This is a genomic window from Mycolicibacterium anyangense, assembly GCF_010731855.1.
Taxonomy (GTDB): Bacteria; Actinomycetota; Actinomycetes; order Mycobacteriales; family Mycobacteriaceae; genus Mycobacterium; species Mycobacterium anyangense.
On sequence record NZ_AP022620.1, the window covers coordinates 1,160,609 to 1,178,189 of the forward strand.

General features: G+C 67.3%; 16 protein-coding genes. 10 read left to right on the top strand and 6 right to left on the bottom strand.

From position 1 onward, the window contains the following. Positions 1 to 99: 99 nt before the first annotated feature. Together G6N35_RS05475 and G6N35_RS05480 are read right to left on the bottom strand one after the other, a co-directional pair. On the bottom strand, positions 100 to 834 hold the full coding sequence (locus tag G6N35_RS05475) for a hypothetical protein (RefSeq protein WP_163803335.1): 735 nt from the start codon (positions 832 to 834) through the stop codon (positions 100 to 102). Between the two features lie 39 nt (positions 835 to 873). Beyond that, positions 874 to 1,230: an XRE family transcriptional regulator gene (locus G6N35_RS05480; RefSeq protein ID WP_163803336.1), complete on the bottom strand. Its 357-nt coding sequence runs from the start codon at positions 1,228 to 1,230 to the stop codon at positions 874 to 876. Positions 1,231 to 1,364: 134 nt separating this feature from the next. Between G6N35_RS05480 and G6N35_RS05485 the strand changes: the two genes are divergently transcribed. From G6N35_RS05485 to G6N35_RS05495, 3 genes are all read left to right on the top strand, one after another. Further along, a complete protein-coding gene (locus tag G6N35_RS05485) occupies positions 1,365 to 1,958 on the top strand; it encodes a hypothetical protein (protein WP_163803337.1) in 594 nt (197 codons plus the stop codon). Between the two features lie 210 nt (positions 1,959 to 2,168). After that, on the top strand, positions 2,169 to 5,303 hold the full coding sequence (gene ileS, locus G6N35_RS05490) for an isoleucine--tRNA ligase (protein WP_163803338.1): 3,135 nt from the start codon (positions 2,169 to 2,171) through the stop codon (positions 5,301 to 5,303). Positions 5,304 to 5,328: 25 nt separating this feature from the next. Beyond that, positions 5,329 to 6,702, top strand: a complete 1,374-nt coding sequence (locus G6N35_RS05495) for a DNA polymerase IV (protein ID WP_163803339.1) — start codon at positions 5,329 to 5,331, stop codon at positions 6,700 to 6,702. Here G6N35_RS05495 and G6N35_RS05500 read toward each other — a convergent pair. After that, positions 6,667 to 7,584, bottom strand: a complete 918-nt coding sequence (locus tag G6N35_RS05500) for an asparaginase (protein ID WP_163803340.1) — start codon at positions 7,582 to 7,584, stop codon at positions 6,667 to 6,669. The two genes, G6N35_RS05495 and G6N35_RS05500, sit on opposite strands and share 36 nt — an antisense overlap. A 64-nt stretch (positions 7,585 to 7,648) precedes the next feature. Between G6N35_RS05500 and lspA the strand changes: the two genes are divergently transcribed. From lspA to dnaE, 5 genes are all read left to right on the top strand, one after another. After that, positions 7,649 to 8,233, top strand: a complete 585-nt coding sequence (gene lspA, locus G6N35_RS05505) for a signal peptidase II (RefSeq protein ID WP_163803341.1) — start codon at positions 7,649 to 7,651, stop codon at positions 8,231 to 8,233. After that, on the top strand, positions 8,233 to 9,159 hold the full coding sequence (locus tag G6N35_RS05510; RefSeq protein WP_163803342.1) for an RluA family pseudouridine synthase: 927 nt from the start codon (positions 8,233 to 8,235) through the stop codon (positions 9,157 to 9,159). Before lspA ends, G6N35_RS05510 begins: the two co-directional genes overlap by 1 nt. Next, the gene (gene rarD, locus G6N35_RS05515) at positions 9,156 to 10,100 is read left to right on the top strand and encodes an EamA family transporter RarD (protein ID WP_163803343.1); all 945 of its coding nucleotides are present in this window, start codon (positions 9,156 to 9,158) and stop codon (positions 10,098 to 10,100) included. The genes G6N35_RS05510 and rarD overlap by 4 nt, the downstream gene beginning before the upstream one ends. Beyond that, complete coding sequence (locus G6N35_RS05520; RefSeq protein WP_163803344.1) at positions 10,078 to 10,665, top strand: SecDF P1 head subdomain-containing protein; 588 nt, start codon at positions 10,078 to 10,080, stop codon at positions 10,663 to 10,665. The genes rarD and G6N35_RS05520 overlap by 23 nt, the downstream gene beginning before the upstream one ends. Positions 10,666 to 10,752: 87 nt before the next feature. Further along, the gene (dnaE, locus tag G6N35_RS05525) at positions 10,753 to 14,298 is read left to right on the top strand and encodes a DNA polymerase III subunit alpha (protein ID WP_163803345.1); all 3,546 of its coding nucleotides are present in this window, start codon (positions 10,753 to 10,755) and stop codon (positions 14,296 to 14,298) included. On the opposite strand, the gene G6N35_RS05530 is transcribed toward dnaE, so the two are convergent. Continuing rightward, entirely contained in the window at positions 14,295 to 14,735 is a 441-nt protein-coding gene (locus tag G6N35_RS05530) for a PPOX class F420-dependent oxidoreductase (RefSeq protein ID WP_163803346.1), read from the bottom strand. The genes dnaE and G6N35_RS05530 overlap by 4 nt on opposite strands. Positions 14,736 to 14,789: 54 nt before the next feature. On the opposite strand from G6N35_RS05530, the gene G6N35_RS05535 reads away from it, so the two are divergent. Further along, positions 14,790 to 15,185: a MerR family transcriptional regulator gene (locus G6N35_RS05535; RefSeq protein ID WP_163803347.1), complete on the top strand. Its 396-nt coding sequence runs from the start codon at positions 14,790 to 14,792 to the stop codon at positions 15,183 to 15,185. Here G6N35_RS05535 and G6N35_RS05540 read toward each other — a convergent pair. Then, positions 15,169 to 15,840: a hypothetical protein gene (locus G6N35_RS05540; protein ID WP_163803348.1), complete on the bottom strand. Its 672-nt coding sequence runs from the start codon at positions 15,838 to 15,840 to the stop codon at positions 15,169 to 15,171. The genes G6N35_RS05535 and G6N35_RS05540 overlap by 17 nt on opposite strands. Positions 15,841 to 15,869: 29 nt before the next feature. On the opposite strand from G6N35_RS05540, the gene G6N35_RS05545 reads away from it, so the two are divergent. Beyond that, complete coding sequence (locus G6N35_RS05545) at positions 15,870 to 16,283, top strand: SRPBCC family protein (protein ID WP_163803349.1); 414 nt, start codon at positions 15,870 to 15,872, stop codon at positions 16,281 to 16,283. On the opposite strand, the gene G6N35_RS05550 is transcribed toward G6N35_RS05545, so the two are convergent. Further along, positions 16,280 to 17,572, bottom strand: a complete 1,293-nt coding sequence (locus tag G6N35_RS05550) for an MFS transporter (protein WP_246224218.1) — start codon at positions 17,570 to 17,572, stop codon at positions 16,280 to 16,282. The two genes, G6N35_RS05545 and G6N35_RS05550, sit on opposite strands and share 4 nt — an antisense overlap. Positions 17,573 to 17,581: the final 9 nt, after the last annotated feature.

Here is a 17,581-nt window from a genome sequence, read left to right on the forward strand (position 1 = left end):
TGACCGATACCTGTGTTCGACGGATGATCTGCGCGGCCCGGGCCTGCGCATCTGCGATTAGATCACAACTGCGGGCACCGGCCGGTGTCCCCGCGGCGGTCACTGCGAGGTGGTGGAGAACCACTTCTGCTTGATCCGCCACGAGTGTGCGGAGGCCAGCGCGAACCCGGTGCCGCACAAGCACGCGAACAACCACACCAGGTTTGCACCCGCCAGCGACTGGAACGGCGGCACGTAGGCGGTGATGATCCGGATGGAGCAGGCGAGAATGCCGGATGCCGAGGCCAGCAGGTAGACGTTGGCGATCAACCGCGAGCGGGGATCCTTGCGCAGGATCAGCAGGGCCCGCGATCCGTACACCAGCAGGTAGATGAGCGTGCCGCAGAGCAGCAGCCAGTAGGTGGACAGCCAGAAGTCGGTGGGAACCTGGAAGAAGTCGTCGCGGTAGATCTTCGCGCCGTTGCCGAGGGAGAACGTGGCCAGCAGCAGCGGGATGCACAGCGTGGCCGGGCGTTCCACGTGCTGCTTGAACGCTCGTCGCAGCGCATGGTCGTCCTGGAGCCGGCCCAGCGCGTTGTAGACGATGGCCGAGGCTGCCACGATGTAGCAGTCGTGACCGAGGTAGTCCTCGAGGTTCCACTTGCCGGTGAGGTTGTGGAGCTGGTGCCCGATGGTCTGCGAGGCCAGCGGTGACATCAGCGCGATGGCCGCACCCTGCAGCGCGATGTTGAGGGTGGCCGCCACTTCCCACCGGCAGCTCCAGGTGACCCGCCTGATCCACAGGCTCCACGCGATGCACGCCAAGGTCATGGTGATGAGAACACCAACGGCCATTTCCGACTACCTTTGCCCCCGAATAAACGTCAGCAAATATTACAGCGGAGGCGCGTCTTGTCGAGGCCGCAATTCGGAGAGTTTGGGGACAGTTCGTAAAGTCATGCGGGAATTAATTGTCGTAACCGTAAATGCGGGAGATTCGACATATTGCCGTACTTCGTCCCGGCTCATCAGTCCGAATCGAATCTGCAGGTCGGGATAGTTCAAGCCGAATCGACCCGAGACCAGGCGCAGCTCTTCGGCATTCGGATAATCGCGCTCCTTGATCCGGCGATAGTACGTCGAGCTGGACGTACCCAGCGCGTCGTAGATGTCCTTCGCATCGACGTCACCGTCGAGGAGGTACTCGAGGAGCGCTTTGAGCTGTCTGCCGTTTTCGTCAGTCCTGGGCACCAAATCACGATACCCGAACTCCCGGTAATGGGTATTGGCATCCGGGGGCGGCACGAAATTGAATTAATTGACACTGGCGTCACAGTTATGGGAATGGTCTCCCGATTTTGGGAATCGCCCGCTACGGTGGGGGCATGGTTGCTCCTCCCGTGACCAACCCGTCGAGCAACGTGCGGGTAGTCGACGAAGAAATTGCAGGTCTGCCGGGACCGGAAGACATGGTCGTGATGGCGGTGCCCTTGAGCCGCGATCTGACCGACGAGCTGGACGGAGCGCTGGCATCGACGGCCGTCGGGCTCGAGGAACTCCTGTTGGCGGCGCTGGGCCGGGCCATTGCCCGCACGATCGGTGTCGGGGTGGTGACGGTCGGCGGACTGACCGCGGTCCATCCCATCCGGCTGGCATGTGCGCTGGAGTCCACCCTCGACGCCGACGGCATGGTGGACGAGGTGCGCCGTGCGCTGGTGGCCCCGCCGCAGGGCACCCACGGTCCGGCCGACGTGATGTTCTCGTTCCTCGGAATGGTGCCTGACCCGGCCCTGGGTCCGTTGCATCTGACCGACGGTCCGGCGCTGAGCGTGCTGGCCTTCCGGGCTGGCGGGATGCTGGCGATGGATTGGTGGTACGACGGCCGCAGGCTGGATGCCTGCACGGTCGAGGAACTGGCCGCCCAGTTCCGGCTCGGCCTGATCGGGCTCACGTCAGAGATCACTCCGGTCTGCGGCTAGAATTCCTCCATCGGCACCGATCCGGCCATCACCGGGGAGCCTTCGGAAGAACCGCCCGTGCACCGGGCTCAGTAGACCCGAACGGGCGGGCCCGTCACAGCCTGCAATGAGCGACCCTTCGTGGGTAAGCGGGGTGGTACCGCGGCGCTCGCGCACCAGCGCGTCGTCGTCCCCGTGCCTGAGATCCGGCACAGGAGACGAGCGCACATCGTGACCGAGAACGGCTACCCCAAGGTCGGCGGCTCACCCCACTTCCCGACACTCGAGCATGAGGTCCTGGACTACTGGGCCGCTGACGACACCTTCCGGGCCAGCATCGCCAACCGCGCGGACGCCGAAGAGTACGTCTTCTACGACGGCCCGCCGTTCGCCAACGGCCTGCCGCACTACGGCCACCTGCTGACCGGCTACGTCAAGGACATCGTGCCGCGGTACCGCACCATGCGCGGCTACAAGGTGGAGCGCCGATTCGGCTGGGACACCCACGGGCTGCCCGCCGAACTCGAGGTGCAGCGTCAACTCGGGATCACCGACAAGGCGCAGATCGAAGAGATGGGCATCGAGAAGTTCAACGACGCCTGCCGTGCCTCGGTGCTCAAATACACTGGCGAGTGGCGCGACTATGTGACCCGCCAGGCCCGCTGGGTCGATTTCGACAACGATTACAAGACGCTGGACCTGTCGTTCATGGAGTCGGTGATCTGGGCGTTCAAGCAGCTGTGGGACAAGGGCCTGGCGTACGAGGGGGTGCGCGTCCTGCCGTACTGCTGGAACGACGAGACCCCGCTGTCCAGCCACGAGCTGCGGATGGACGACGACGTCTACCAGAGCCGCCAGGATCCGGCGATCACCGTGGGCTTCCGGGTGGCTGCGCCGGGATCCGATCTGGATGGCGCCTACCTGGTGGTCTGGACCACCACGCCGTGGACCCTGCCGTCCAACCAGGCCGTTGCGGTCAATCCGGACGTCACGTATGTCGTTGTGCGCGTTGATGATCGGCGTCTGGTGCTTGCGCAGGCCCGGCTGGCCGCCTATGCCCGTGAACTCGGTGCGGAACCCGAGATCCTGGCCACGGTGCCGGGCGAGCAACTACTGGGTCTGCGGTACCTGCCGCCGTTCCCCTACTTCGCGGATTCCGCCAACGCGTTCCAGGTGTTGCGCGGGGACTTCGTGACCACCGAGGACGGCACCGGGATCGTCCATATGGCGCCCGCCTACGGCGAGGACGACAAGGCCACCACCGACACCGTCGGCATCGTGCCGGTCACCCCGGTGGACTCCAAGGGCCGCTTCGACGCCTCGGTGTCGGACTACCAGGGCCAGCACGTGTTCGACGCCAACCCGCAGATCATCCGGGACCTCAAGAACGGCACCGCCGCGGCCGCGGTCAACGCCCCGGTACTGATCCGCCACGAGACCTACGAGCACTCCTATCCACACTGCTGGCGGTGCCGCAACCCGCTGATCTACCGCGCGGTGTCGTCGTGGTTCGTCAAGGTCACCGAGTTCCGCGACCGGATGGTGGAGCTCAACCAGGAGATCACCTGGTACCCCGAACATGTCAAGGACGGCCAGTTCGGCAAGTGGCTCTCCGGTGCACGGGACTGGTCGATCTCACGAAACCGCTACTGGGGCACGCCGATTCCGGTGTGGGTGTCCGACGATCCGGCGTATCCGCGGATCGACGTGTACGGCAGTCTCGATGAGCTGGAGCATGACTTCGGGGTGCGCCCGGACAACCTGCACCGGCCCTACATCGACGAGCTGACCCGGCCCAACCCCGACGATCCCACCGGCCGTTCCACCATGCGCCGCATCGAGGATGTCTTCGACGTCTGGTTCGACTCGGGCTCGATGCCGTACGCCCAGGTGCACTATCCGTTCGAGAACGACGCGTGGTTCGCCGGCGGCGACGGTGAGGACGCACACTTCCCGGGCGACTTCATCGTCGAGTACATCGGGCAGACCCGCGGCTGGTTCTACACCCTGCACGTGCTGGCCACCGCGTTGTTCGACAGGCCGGCGTTCAAAACCTGTGTCTCGCATGGCATCGTGCTGGGCAATGACGGCGCGAAGATGAGCAAGTCGCTGCGCAACTATCCCGATGTCAACGAGGTCTTCGACCGCGACGGCTCCGATGCCATGCGCTGGTTCCTGATGGCCTCGCCGATCTTGCGCGGCGGCAACCTGATCGTCACCGAACAGGGCATCCGCGAAGGTGTCCGGCAGGTGCTGCTGCCACTGTGGAACGCCTACAGCTTCCTCACCCTGTACGCGCCGAAAAAGGGCACCTGGCGCACGGATTCGACCAATGTGCTGGACCGCTACATCCTCGCCAAGCTGGCCGTGTTGCGCGACGACCTGACCGCGGCGATGGACGTCTGCGACATCTCCGGCGCCTGCGAGCTTCTTCGCCAGTTCACCGAGGCGCTGACCAACTGGTACGTCCGGCGGTCGAGGTCACGGTTCTGGGAAGAGGACGCCGATGCCATCGACACCCTGCACACCGTGCTGGAGGTGATCACCAGGCTGGCCGCGCCGCTGCTGCCGATGGCCACCGAGGTGATCTGGCGGGGTATCACCGGCGGGCGCTCGGTACACCTGACCGACTGGCCGCAGGAGGGTGTCGTCCCCGCCGACCCTGCGTTGGTGGCCGCCATGGACCAGGTGCGCGACGTCTGCTCGACGGCGTCCTCGCTGCGCAAGGCCAAGAAGCTGCGGGTGCGCTTGCCGTTGCCGAAACTGACTGTGGCCGTCGACAATCCGCAGAGTCTTGAACCATTCGCGGACCTGATCGCCGACGAGCTGAACGTCAAGGCCGTCGAGCTCACCGACGACGTGCCCGCCTACGGCCGCTTCGAGCTCGCGGTCAACGCCCGCGCTGCCGGACCACGCATCGGCAAGGATGTCCAGGCCGCGATCAAGGCCGTCAAGGCCGGCGATTACGTCCTCAACGCCGACGGCACGCTCACCGCGGGGCCGGCCGTGCTGCTTCCCGAGGAGTTCACCGCCAAGCTGGTCGCCGCGGACGCCGAATGGACCGCAGCCCTGCCGGACGGCGCCGGCCTGGTGGTACTCGACGGCACGGTCACCCCGGAGCTGGAGGCCGAGGGCTGGGCCAAGGACCGCATCCGCGAACTCCAGGATCTGCGAAAGTCGACCGGCCTGGAGGTCAGCGACCGGATCCGCGTCGTGATCTCGGTGCCCACCGACCATGAGGCCTGGGCTCGCACGCACCGCGAGCTGATCGCCGGCGAGATCCTGGCGACCAGCTTCGAGTTCGGTGAGCCCGTCGACGGCACCGAGATCGGCGACGGCGTGCGGGTGGCGATCGCCAAGGCCTGACCGCCCGTGGCAATACCATCGACCCGTGGAGCGCTGGGTCCTGCATTTCGACATGGATGCGTTCTTCGCATCCGTCGAGCAGCTGACCCGGCCCACGCTGCGCGGGCGCCCGGTCCTGGTCGGCGGTCTCGGTGGCCGTGGGGTGGTGGCCGGCGCCAGCTATGAGGCCCGGGTGTTCGGAGCCCGCTCGGCCATGCCGATGCATCAAGCCCGCCGCATGGTCGGTGCCGCAGCCGTGGTGCTGCCGCCGCGCGGGGTGGTCTACGGCGTGGCCAGCCGTCGCGTCCTGGACACCGTCCGCGCGATGGTCCCGGTCCTCGAACAGCTGTCCTTCGACGAGGCGTTCGGCGAGCCGGCCGAATTGGTGGGCGCCTCCGCCGCGGATGTCGAGCAGTTCTGCATTCAGCTGCGTCGCCGAGTCCGGGAGGAGACCGGACTGGTGGCCTCCGTCGGCGCCGGATCGGGCAAGCAGATCGCCAAAATCGCCTCCGATCTGGCCAAGCCGGACGGTCTGCGGGTGGTCCACCGCGACGAGGAACGAATGCTGCTCGACGGGCTGCCGGTGCGACGGCTGTGGGGCATCGGCCCGGTCGCCGAAGAGAAGCTGCACCGGCTGGGCATCGAGACCATCGGCCAACTCGCGGCGCTGCGGGACACCGAGGCGGCCAGCATCCTGGGGGCGACGATCGGGCCCGCGCTGCACCGGCTGGCCCGCGGTATCGATGACCGGCCGGTCGCCGAGCGGGCCGAGGCCAAGCAGATCAGCGCCGAATCCACCTTCGCCGTGGACCTCACCACGATCGAGCAGCTCCGTGAGGCCGCTGGCCCCATCGCCGAGCATGCCCACCGGCGGCTCGAGCGCGACGGCCGGGGTGCCCGTACCGTCACGGTCAAGCTCAAGAAGACCGATATGAGCACGCTGACCCGCTCGGCCACCCTGCCGTATGCGACCGCTGACATGGGTACCCTGACCGCCACCGCCCGCCGGCTGCTGCTCGACCCGCGTGAGGTGGGGCCCATTCGGCTTCTCGGCGTTGGCTTTTCGGGGCTCTCCGATGTCCGTCAGGAGTCGCTGTTCCCCGACCTGGACCAGCAGGAGGCCGAGCTCTCCGACACCCAGATCCCGCTGGCCGAACCCGAGCCCGATGCGGGCGGCTGGCGCATCGGCGACGACGTGCATCACCGGCAGCTCGGTCACGGCTGGGTGCAGGGCGCCGGACACGGGGTGGTCAGCGTGCGGTTCGAGACCCGCAGCAGCGGCCCCGGCGTGATGCGTACCTTCCCCATCCAGGACGTCGAGCTGGCCCGGGCCAACCCGGTGGACAGCCTGGACTGGCCAGAGTTTCTGGCTGACCTGGACCGGTCAGCCCCAGCGTCCGACGACGTCGCCCACGGGTAGACCCAGACTCAGCGCCACCATCAGCAGCACCCGGGCCTGACTGGTCCGCAGTCGCGGCACCATCACCGCACCGGCGGACACCAGGTCGTGGCCGGGACCGTAGACCGCGTCGGTGCGCCCACCCGGCACCCGGGTCGTGACCACCACGGCCACCCCGGCGTCGCAGGCCCGCCGCACCGCGTCGACGACGGGCACCCCGGCATTGCCCGCTCCCATCGCCTCGAGCGCCAGGCCACGGGCTCCGGCCGCGACGAACGCGTCGATCGCCACGGCGTCGGCACCCGGGTAGGCCGAGACGATGTCCACCCGAGGCACATCCCGCACGGCGCCCAGGATCGGACGATCCGCCCGGCCGCTGATCGACACCGTCCCGTCGTGCACGGTCCCGAGCACGCTGCCGCCGAACAGTCTGGCACCGCCCACCTTCGTGGTGCCCAGCGGCGCGAACACCGATCCGGCAAAGCAGATCAGGACGCCCGGCTCACGGGCCTGCGGGCTGGCGGCCACGGCCAGGGCGTCGCGCAGATTCCCGGGGCCGTCGGCGTCGGGGGAGTCGGCCGAGCGGGCCGCCCCGGTCAGCACCACGGGCACCGACCCGGTGTAGGTCAGCGCCAGCCAGAGCGCCGTCTCCTCCAGAGAGTCGGTGCCGTGGGTGACGACGACGCCGTCGGCGCCGCCGTCGGCAGCCGCCGTCACCGCCGCCGAGATCGTCAGCCAATCCGCCGGCGTGAGCCGCGAGGAATCGACGTTGAGCACGTCGACGGTCTCGGCGCCGGTGCCCGCGGTCAGTGCGGCGCCGCGGTGCACCGGACGCAGCACGCCGTGCGCGTCGGCGCTGGTCGCGATCGTCCCGCCGGTGGTCACGACGACGAGTCGGGGCATGCCGACATCATGTCAGCATCGGCCGGGGCGTGGCCGGCGGAGCAGGCTAGGGAATGATGGGGGCGTGAGCGAGGAAACCACGGGAGGCACCGAACCGGTGACCGAGGCGGCCGGGGAGCAGACCGGCCGACCGCCGGTGCGACGCCGGTTGACGTTGCTGCTGTCGGTCGCGGGTGTGGTCCTGGCCCTGGACGTGGTGACCAAGGTGCTCGCGGTCAAGCTGCTCACCCCGGGCCAGCCGGTGTCGATCATCGGCGACACAGTGACCTGGACGCTGGTGCGCAACTCCGGCGCGGCCTTCTCGATGGCCACCGGCTACACCTGGGTACTGACCCTGGTCGCCACCGGCGTGGTGGTCGGCATCTTCTGGATGGGCCGGCGGTTGGTGAACCCGTGGTGGGCGGTCGGGCTGGGCATGATCCTGGGCGGCGCGCTGGGCAACCTGGTCGACCGGTTCTTCCGTTCGCCGGGCCCGCTGCGCGGCCACGTCGTCGACTTCCTCTCCATCGGCTGGTGGCCGGTGTTCAACGTGGCCGACCCGGCCGTGGTCGGCGGCGCCATCCTGCTGGTCGGGTTGTCGCTGTTCGGCTATGACTTCGATACCACCGGTAGGCGCACCGGCTCGGCGACCGACGAGTCCACGTCCTGATGACCGAACGGTCGATGCCGGTCCCCGAGGGTCTGGCCGGTATGCGCGTCGACGCGGGGCTGTCCAGACTGCTGGGCCTGTCCCGCACCGCTGCTGCGGCGATCGCCGAGGACGGCGGGGTGGAGATCGACGGTGTCGTGGTCGGCAAGTCCGACCGACTGGAAGCCGGGGCGTGGCTGCGCGTGACGTTGCCCGAACCACCCGCGCCGCCGGAGAACACGCCCGTCGAGATCGAGGGCATGACGATCCTGTATTCCGACGACGACATCGTCGCCGTCGACAAACCGCCGGGGGTGGCCGCCCACGCCACCGTCGGCTGGCACGGCCCCACCGTGCTCGGCGGCCTGGCCGCGGCCGGCTTTCGGATCAGCACCTCGGGGATCCATGAGCGCCAGGGCATCGTGCACCGCCTCGACGTCGGCACCTCCGGGGTGATGGTCGTGGCGCTCTCCGAGCGGGCGTACACCCTGCTCAAGCGGGCGTTCAAGCAGCGGACCGTCGACAAGCGGTATCACGCCGTGGTGCAGGGACATCCGGATCCCTCCAGCGGCACCATCGACGCGCCGATCGGCAGGCACCGCGGCCATGACTGGAAGTTCGCGGTCACCGAGACCGGCAGGCACAGCATCACCCACTACGACACCGTCGAGATGTTCCGGGCGGCAAGCCTTCTCGACATCCACCTGGAGACCGGCCGCACCCATCAAATCCGGGTGCACTTCTCGGCGCTGCATCATCCCTGCGCGGGCGATCTGACCTACGGCGCCGATCCGGTGCTGGCCAAGCGGCTCGGTCTGGAGCGGCAGTGGCTGCACGCCCGCTCACTGGCCTTCGCCCATCCCGCCGACGGCAGGCGTATCGAGATCACCAGCCCCTATCCGGCGGATCTGCAGCACGCACTGGACGTGTTGCGCGCCGACTCGTGACGTCGCCGGGGCAGCAGAAGTCGACGTCGCAGGGCCTGCTGTTCGGGATCGGCGCCTACGCCTCGTGGGGGTTGTTCCCGGCGTTCTTCCCGCTGCTGAAACCCGCTGGCGCGCTTGAGGTCCTGGCACACCGCATCGTGTGGACCCTGCTGCTGATGGTCGCCGTGCTGGTGGTGATGCGCCGGCTGGCCGACATTCGCACCATCACCGGGCGCACCTGGCTGCAGCTGATCTGTGCCTCTGCGCTGGTGTCGGCCAACTGGCTCATCTACGTCTACGCCGTGAACAACGGCCACGTCGTCGATGCCGCGCTCGGGTATTTCATCAACCCGTTGGTCAGCGTCCTACTGGGTGTGGTCCTCTTCCGGGAGCGACTGAGCCGGGCCCAGACCGCCGCGGTGCTGATCGCGCTGGCGGCGGTGATCTTGCTCGGCGTCGAGGTGGGTGGGCCGCCGCTGATCGCGCTCGGGCTGGCGCTCACCTTCGGGCTGTACGGCGCGGTGAAGAAGGTGGTGCCGGTCGATCCGCGGGTCAGCGTGGGGCTGGAGGCCGGGATCGCCGCCCCGTGTGCGATCGCCTACCTCGCGGTGATCGGGCTGACCGGGCACGGCCAGTTCACCACCCACGGTGCCGGGCACGTGGCGCTGACCGTGTTGTCAGGTCCGTTGACGGCGATCCCGCTGCTGTTCTTCGCGGCCGCCGCCCAGCGCCTGCCCTTGGTGACGTTGGGTCTGCTGATGTATCTGACCCCGGCGATGCAGATGACGTGGGGGGTGGTCGTCGGGCACGAGCCCATGCCGCCGGCCCGCTGGGTCGGCTTCGCGCTGATCTGGGTGGCGCTGGCCGTGTTCAGCGGCGACGCGCTGCGCCGCTCCGGTAGCTTCACGGGACAGTCCCAGCACCGAGCCCGAGGAACCGATGACCGAGACCAGTCGCCGTAACCGGCGGATCCTGATCGCCATCACCGCGGCGCTGGCCGCCGCGGCGATCGTGCTTCCGGTGCTGGGTGTGCTGCTGGCACCGGCGATGACCAAGAACCAGCAGAGCACCCCGATCACGACCACGACGACCACACCGGTGCTGACCATCAAGCCGCTGGCGCTGCGGCCGGTCAACGGCGCGTTCGTGATCAAGCCGGAGGATTGCGTGCCACCGCCGCCCACACCGCCGGACCAGCCGCTGCGCACCTGCGACATCACCAAGACCGCCGTCTATGACCTGGCGCCGGAGGATCTTCGCATCCAGCTCACCGACGTCGACGCGTTCCTGAACCCGCTGACCGGCAAGCAGATGGTGCAGATCACCATGACCAACGAGTCCACCGCGGATTTCGCCCGCTACACGGCCGCGCACCTCAATCAGCAGGTCGCGTTCGTGCGGTCCGGGATCGTCGTCTGGGGACCCAAGATCACCGAGCCGATCGACGGTCAGGTGCTGCAGTTGTCCGGTGAGGTGACCGCCGAACAGGCCAAGGAAATCGCCCGGATGCTGCGTGACGAGGCCTGACCCGGGTGGGGGGGGGTGAACTCGCCGCGGGACACGTGCCGCGACACGCCCGAACGTGTCGGTCGGCGCCCCTAGACTGACGGGCCTATGGGCAACAACGACTCCTTCGTGCACCTGCACAACCACACCGAGTACTCGATGCTCGACGGTGCGGCGAAGATCACGCCCATGCTCCTCGAGGCGCAGCGCCTGGAGATGCCCGCCATCGGCATGACCGACCACGGAAACATGTTCGGGGCCAGCGAGTTCTACAACGCGGCCACCAAGGTGGGGATCAAGCCGATCATCGGCGTCGAGGCCTACATCGCGCCCGGTTCGCGTTTCGACACCCGCCGCATCCTGTGGGGTGATCCCGGCCAGAAGAGCGACGACGTCTCGGGCAGCGGCTCCTACACCCACATGACGATGATGGCCGAGAATGCCACCGGCCTGCGCAACCTGTTCAAACTGTCCTCGCTGGCCTCGTTCGAGGGCCAGCTGGGCAAGTGGTCGCGGATGGATGCCGAGATCATCGCCGAGCACGCCGAGGGCATCATCGCCACCACCGGCTGCCCGTCCGGCGAGGTGCAGACCCGGCTACGGCTGGGCCACGAGCGCGAGGCGCTGGAGGCTGCGGCCAAGTGGCGGGAGATCTTCGGCCCGGAGAACTTCTTCCTCGAGCTGATGGACCACGGACTGTCCATCGAGCGCCGGGTGCGGGAGGGCCTGCTGGAGGTGGGCCGCCAACTGGGGATCCGGCCGCTGGCCACCAACGACTGCCACTACGTCACCCGCGACGCCTCCCAGAACCACGAGGCGCTGCTGTGCATCCAGACCGGCAAGACCCTGTCGGACCCGAACCGGTTCAAGTTCGACGGTGACGGCTACTACCTGAAGTCGGCCGCCGACATGCGGGCGATGTGGGACGCCGAGGTGCCCGGGGCGTGCGATTCGACGCTGCTGATCGCCGAGCGGGTGCAGTCCTACGCCGACGTGTGGGCCCCGGTGGACCGGATGCCGATCTTCCCGGTGCCCGAGGGCCACGACCAGGGGTCCTGGCTGCGTCACGAGGTCGACGCCGGGTTGCGGCGCCGCTTCCCCGACCAGGTGCCGCAGGAGTACCTCGACCGGGCGAGCTACGAGATCGACGTCATCTGCGGTAAGGGTTTCCCGTCCTACTTCCTGATCGTCGCGGACTTGATCAACTACGCGAAGTCCATCGACATCTGGGTCGGCCCGGGCCGTGGGTCGGCGGCCGGTTCGCTGGTCGCCTACGCGCTGGGTATCACCAATATCGACCCGATCCCGCACGGCCTGCTGTTCGAGCGCTTCCTCAACCCGGAGCGGCCGTCTGCCCCCGATATCGATATCGACTTCGACGACCGTCGCCGCGGTGAGATGGTGCGCTACGCCGCCGAGAAGTGGGGGAGCGACCGGGTTGCCCAGGTCATCACTTTTGGCACCATCAAAACCAAAGCGGCACTGAAGGATTCGGCGCGGGTGCACTACGGGCAGCCCGGCTTCGCCATCGCCGACCGGATCACCAAGGCGCTGCCCCCGCCGATCATGGCCAAGGACATCCCGCTGTCGGGGATCACCGACCCGAACCACGAGCGGTACAAGGAAGCTGCCGAGGTCCGCGGCCTGATCGACACCGACCCGGACGTGCGCACCATCTACGAGACTGCGCGCGGGCTGGAGGGGCTGGTCCGCAACGCCGGCGTGCATGCCTGTGCGGTCATCATGAGTTCCGAGCCGCTCATCGATGCCATCCCGCTGTGGAAACGCCCGCAGGACGGCGCCGTCATCACCGGCTGGGACTACCCGTCGTGTGAGGCCATCGGCCTGCTGAAGATGGACTTCCTGGGCCTGCGGAACCTGACGATCATCGGTGACTGCATCCAGAACATCAAGGCCAACCGCGGTATCGATCTCGACCTGGACGCCCTGACGCTGGATGACCCGAAGGCGTACGAACTCCTGGGCCGCGGTGACACGCTGGGCGTGTTCCAGCTCGACGGCGGCCCGATGCGCGACCTGCTGCGCCGCATGCAGCCCACCGAGTTCAACGACATCGTCGCGGTGCTGGCGCTCTACCGCCCCGGCCCGATGGGCATGAACGCCCACAACGACTACGCCGATCGCAAGAACGGCCGCCAGCCGATCAAGCCGATCCACCCTGAGCTCGAGGAGCCGCTCAAGGAGATCCTGTCCGAGACCTACGGCCTGATCGTCTACCAAGAGCAGATCATGTTCATCGCCCAGAAGGTGGCCTCCTACACCATGGGCAAGGCCGATGCGCTGCGAAAGGCCATGGGCAAGAAGAAGCTCGAGGTGCTCGAGGCCGAGTACAAGGGCTTCTATGAAGGCATGACCGCCAACGGCTTCTCCGAAAAAGCGGTGAAGGCCCTGTGGGACACCATCCTTCCGTTCGCGGGTTATGCGTTCAACAAGTCGCACGCCGCCGGCTACGGCCTGGTCTCGTACTGGACTGCCTACCTCAAGGCCAACTATCCCGCCGAGTACATGGCCGGTCTGCTCACCTCCGTTGGGGACGACAAGGACAAGGCCGCCGTTTACCTCGCCGACTGCCGACGCCTGGGCATCACGGTGCTGCCGCCCGACGTCAACGAGTCGGTGCAAAACTTCGCCTCGGTGGGCAACGACATCCGGTTCGGTCTGGGTGCGGTGCGCAACGTCGGCGCCAACGTGGTCAGTTCCCTGGTCGCCACCCGTGCCGAGAAGGGCAAGTACACCGACTTCTCGGACTACCTCAACAAGATCGACATTGCCGCCTGCAACAAGAAGGTCACCGAATCCCTCATCAAGGCAGGGGCTTTCGATTCGCTGAGTCATCCCCGCAAGGGCCTGTTCCTGGTGCACACCGACGCCGTGGACTCGGTGCTGGGCACCAAGAAGGCCGAGGCGATGGGCCAGTTCGACCTCTTCGGTGGCGGGGATACCGACAGCGGCATGGGGGAGTCGGCGTTCACCATCCGCGTTCCTGACGAGGAGTGGGACGACAAGCACAAGCTGGCACTCGAGCGCGAGATGTTGGGCCTGTACGTGTCCGGTCACCCGCTCAATGGGGTCGCGCACCTGCTGGCCACCCAGGTCGACACCCAGATCCCGGCCATTCTTGACGGTGACGTGGCCAACGACACGCAGGTTCGGGTCGGCGGGATCCTGGCCGGTGTGAACCGCCGGGTGAACAAGAACGGAATGCCCTGGGCCTCAGCGCAGCTGGAAGATCTCACCGGTGGTATCGAGGTGATGTTCTTCCCGCAGACGTACTCGATGTTCGGGGCCGATATCGCCGACGATGCCGTGGTTCTCGTCGGCGGCAAGGTGCGCATCCAGGATGACCGGATCTCGCTGATCGCCAATGAGCTTGTGGTTCCCGACTTTTCGAACGCCCAGGTGGACCGCCCGCTGGCGGTGAGTCTGCCCACTAGGCAGTGCACCATCGACAAGGTGACCGCGCTCAAGCAGGTGCTGGCCCGTCATCCCGGTACCTCACAGGTCCACCTGCGGCTGATCAGCGGTGACCGGATCACCACCCTGGAACTCGATCAATCGCTGCGGGTCACGCCGTCCTCGGCACTGATGGGTGACCTCAAGGCCCTGCTCGGCCCCGGCTGCCTGGGCGGCTAGCCGGTCGCCTCCAGGTCCACTCGCACGATCGCACTGTCGGGCCAGATCCCGCGGTCCCGCGCCCGCCGAAGCTTCTCGCGCAGTGGCAGTTTCGCGTGCACGTTGGTGATGCCAGGGATTCTCAGCAGGGGCACCACGTTGTAATGCCAACCGTAGCGGCGGTGCAGGGCGGCGTTGGCGCGTTCGGCATCTGGTCCGGACATGATGCTGGCCCGCCCGGTGATGACCGGCGCAGACGCCGGTACCCGGCCCTTGTGGTCGCAGACCCGCAGCTCGACGTCGGGGTTGGCGGTCAGTCGGGCGGTCTTGGGTCCGCGTTTGGTGCGGAACACCAGGGCTGAGCCGTCGAGATGGAACCAGATCGGGGTGTCCACGGCAGTACCGTCGCGGCGGTAGCTGCGCAGTGATGCATAGCGGCTGGAGTTCAGGGTTTCCATAGCGCCAGTCAACAACTTAGAGTTGGCTCTAAGTCAAGCGCAGAGGGAGTGAGCGTGGGCACCAGATTGACGATCGGCGAGGTGGCCCGGCGGGCCGACGTCGCCCCGACCACGTTGCGCTATTACGAACAGATCGGTCTGCTTCCCGAACCGGCCCGCGTCGGTGGCCGTCGCCGCTATGACCCCGCCGTGCTCGCCCGGCTCGGCGTCATCCGCCTGTGCAAGGCCGCCGGCTTCGCCCTCGAGGAGATCAGCGTGCTCTTCGGCGACGATGCGCCGGGCCGCTCGGCCAGCCGTGCCCTGGCGCAGACCAAACTAGCCGAGATCGACACCCAACTGGCCCTGCTCAATGAGGCCCGGCAGATCATCGAGTGGGGGATGGCCTGCACGTGTCCGTCCATTGACGCGTGTTCGTGCGGCATCCACCGGCCGGTCAGTTCAGCACATTGACCGCGCGGGCCAACACCAGCGCCAGCAGCGAGACCGCGACCAGAGCCTGTACCGCCATCATCGACTTGGCCCAGCGCGCCATCGGCATGGTGTCGGTGGGGGAGAACGCCATCACGTTGGTGAGGCTCACATACAGGTAGTCGATGAATCGCGGTGCCCAATCCTTGGGCGCCACATCGGGACTGGCCATCTGGGGGAATAGGAAGTCCGGCCAGCGATGGACGCCGTCGACTCGGGCCAGCGGACCGCCGCGGTCGAGTTCCCAGTACCAGATTCCGAACACCAGCACATTGGTCACGAAAATCGCTGCGCCACTTCCCAATAGTCCGGCCGCATTGTTGCCGACCTTGCCGGTGACGATGTGCCAGTCGAGCAGGGCCGCCGAGGCGGTGTTGTCGAAGGTGATGGCGGCCAACAGCACCAGGGTGACGGTTCGGCCGACGGTGGTCCGCCGGGTCAGCCGTAGCGGGTTGAGGCCCAGCAGCACCGCCACCAACAGGATCTCCAGGGCGACCAGCGGCCACCGGGGCACCAGGGTGTAGCGAATCGGGATGCTCAGCTGCAGCGTCATCGTCACCACCAGGGCGACCAGGACGGGCAGGGAACTCTCCGGTGCCGGGCGAAGCCAGCCGTGTCCGGTCGAAACGCTGTTCATCGGTCCAGTGTGTCGGTCACCATGGACAGATGGATGCTGACACCTTCGGTGAGTCTCGCCACATCAGTGCGTGGATCAATCGGCCGGCCGCCGAGGTCTACCGGTTCGCCGCCGATCCGGCGAACCTGCCGCAGTGGGCGGCCGGCTTGTCCGAGGGCGAACTGACCAGAGTCGGCGACACCTGGGTGGCGCAATCGCCGATGGGGCAGGTCACCGTGGAGTTCACCCCGGCCAACGATCTCGGTGTTCTCGATCATGTGGTGACGCTGCCGTCCGGTGAGCCGGTGTTCAATCCGCTGCGGGTGGTCCCGGCCGGGGCCGACTGGAGTGAGGTGGTCTTCACGCTGCGACGCCGGCCGCAGATGTCCGATGACGACTTCACCAAGGATGCGGCGGCGGTGATGGCGGACCTGTCGGCGCTGAAGCGGATTCTGGAACGCTAGCCGCTTGGCCGCGAGTCCTGCAGTACCGCTGTCTCTTTCAGGAGCCGGACACACACCAGGCTGACCAGAGCGAGTCCGGCGAGCATGGCCGCGATGCTCCGGCTGCCGAAGTTGTCGAGCAGGTACTCCGAGATCACCGGGGGGATACCGCCGCCGACGATACCGGCGATGTTGTGTGCCAGACCGGCGCCGGTGTAGCGGTACCGCTGGGCGAAAGTCTCCGGGATGAAGGACGCCAGCGGTCCCATCGCGATCCCGATGATCGCGTAGGTGACGACGATGGCCAGCACGAACAGGGCGTGGTTGCGGCTTTCGACCAACGGGAAGACGACCAGTGACCATGGCACGGCCAGCAGGTAGGCCACCGTGAGTGGCAGTCGCCTGCCGTAGGTGTCGCTGAGGATGGCCGATGCCACTACCAAGGCAACGGTGCACACGCCGCCGAGTACACCGACGAGGAGCACGAAATCCGTGGAGTACTTCAGGTGCGCGGTGGCGTAATGGGTGAAGAAGGTGCCGGTCTCGTAGACCAGCGCGAGCACACCGGTCACGGCGCCGGCCGCGAGGATGAGGTGGCGCCCTTGATCGCGGATCAGTGCTGCCAGCGGTACCTCGGCATGGGTGGTGGCGGCCGATTCGGCGAACACGGGAGTCTCTTTGACGCTCACCCGCACCACAAGTGCGGTGGCGATGAGCACGGCACTGAGCAGAAAGGGAATGCGCCATGCCCAGTCCAGGAAGGCCGAACTGGTCTGGCCGAAGCCGAGGTAGACCGCCAGGAACACCAGGTTCGCCAGGATCAGGGCTGTGCCGTAGCCCATCTGGGTGAACATGCCGTAGCGCCCGCGCTGGTGCGGCGGGGCGTATTCGCCGCTGAGGAGGGCCGAGCCGGCCCACTCGCCCCCGACCGCGAACCCCTGCAGCATGCGCAGGAAGGTCAGCAGCAGCGGTGCGGCGATGCCGATCGTGGCCGCGGTCGGGATGAGTCCCACTCCCACGGTGGAGATCCCCATCAGCATCAGCGTGGCGACCAGCGTCCGCTGCCGACCGATCCGGTCGCCGAAGTGCCCGAACACCACCGCACCGATCGGCCGGGAGACGAACGCCGACGCAAAGGTTCCCAGCGAGGCCACGATCCCGAGGACATGGCTGAGATGGGGGAAGAAGACGGTGGGAAACACCAGGGCCGCGGCCGTGCCGTAGATGAAGAAGTCGTAGAACTCGATGGCTGAACCGACGTAGCTGGCCAGCGCTACCTGCCGCAGTGTTCGCGGCTCCCCCGTGTGCACGGGCAAATT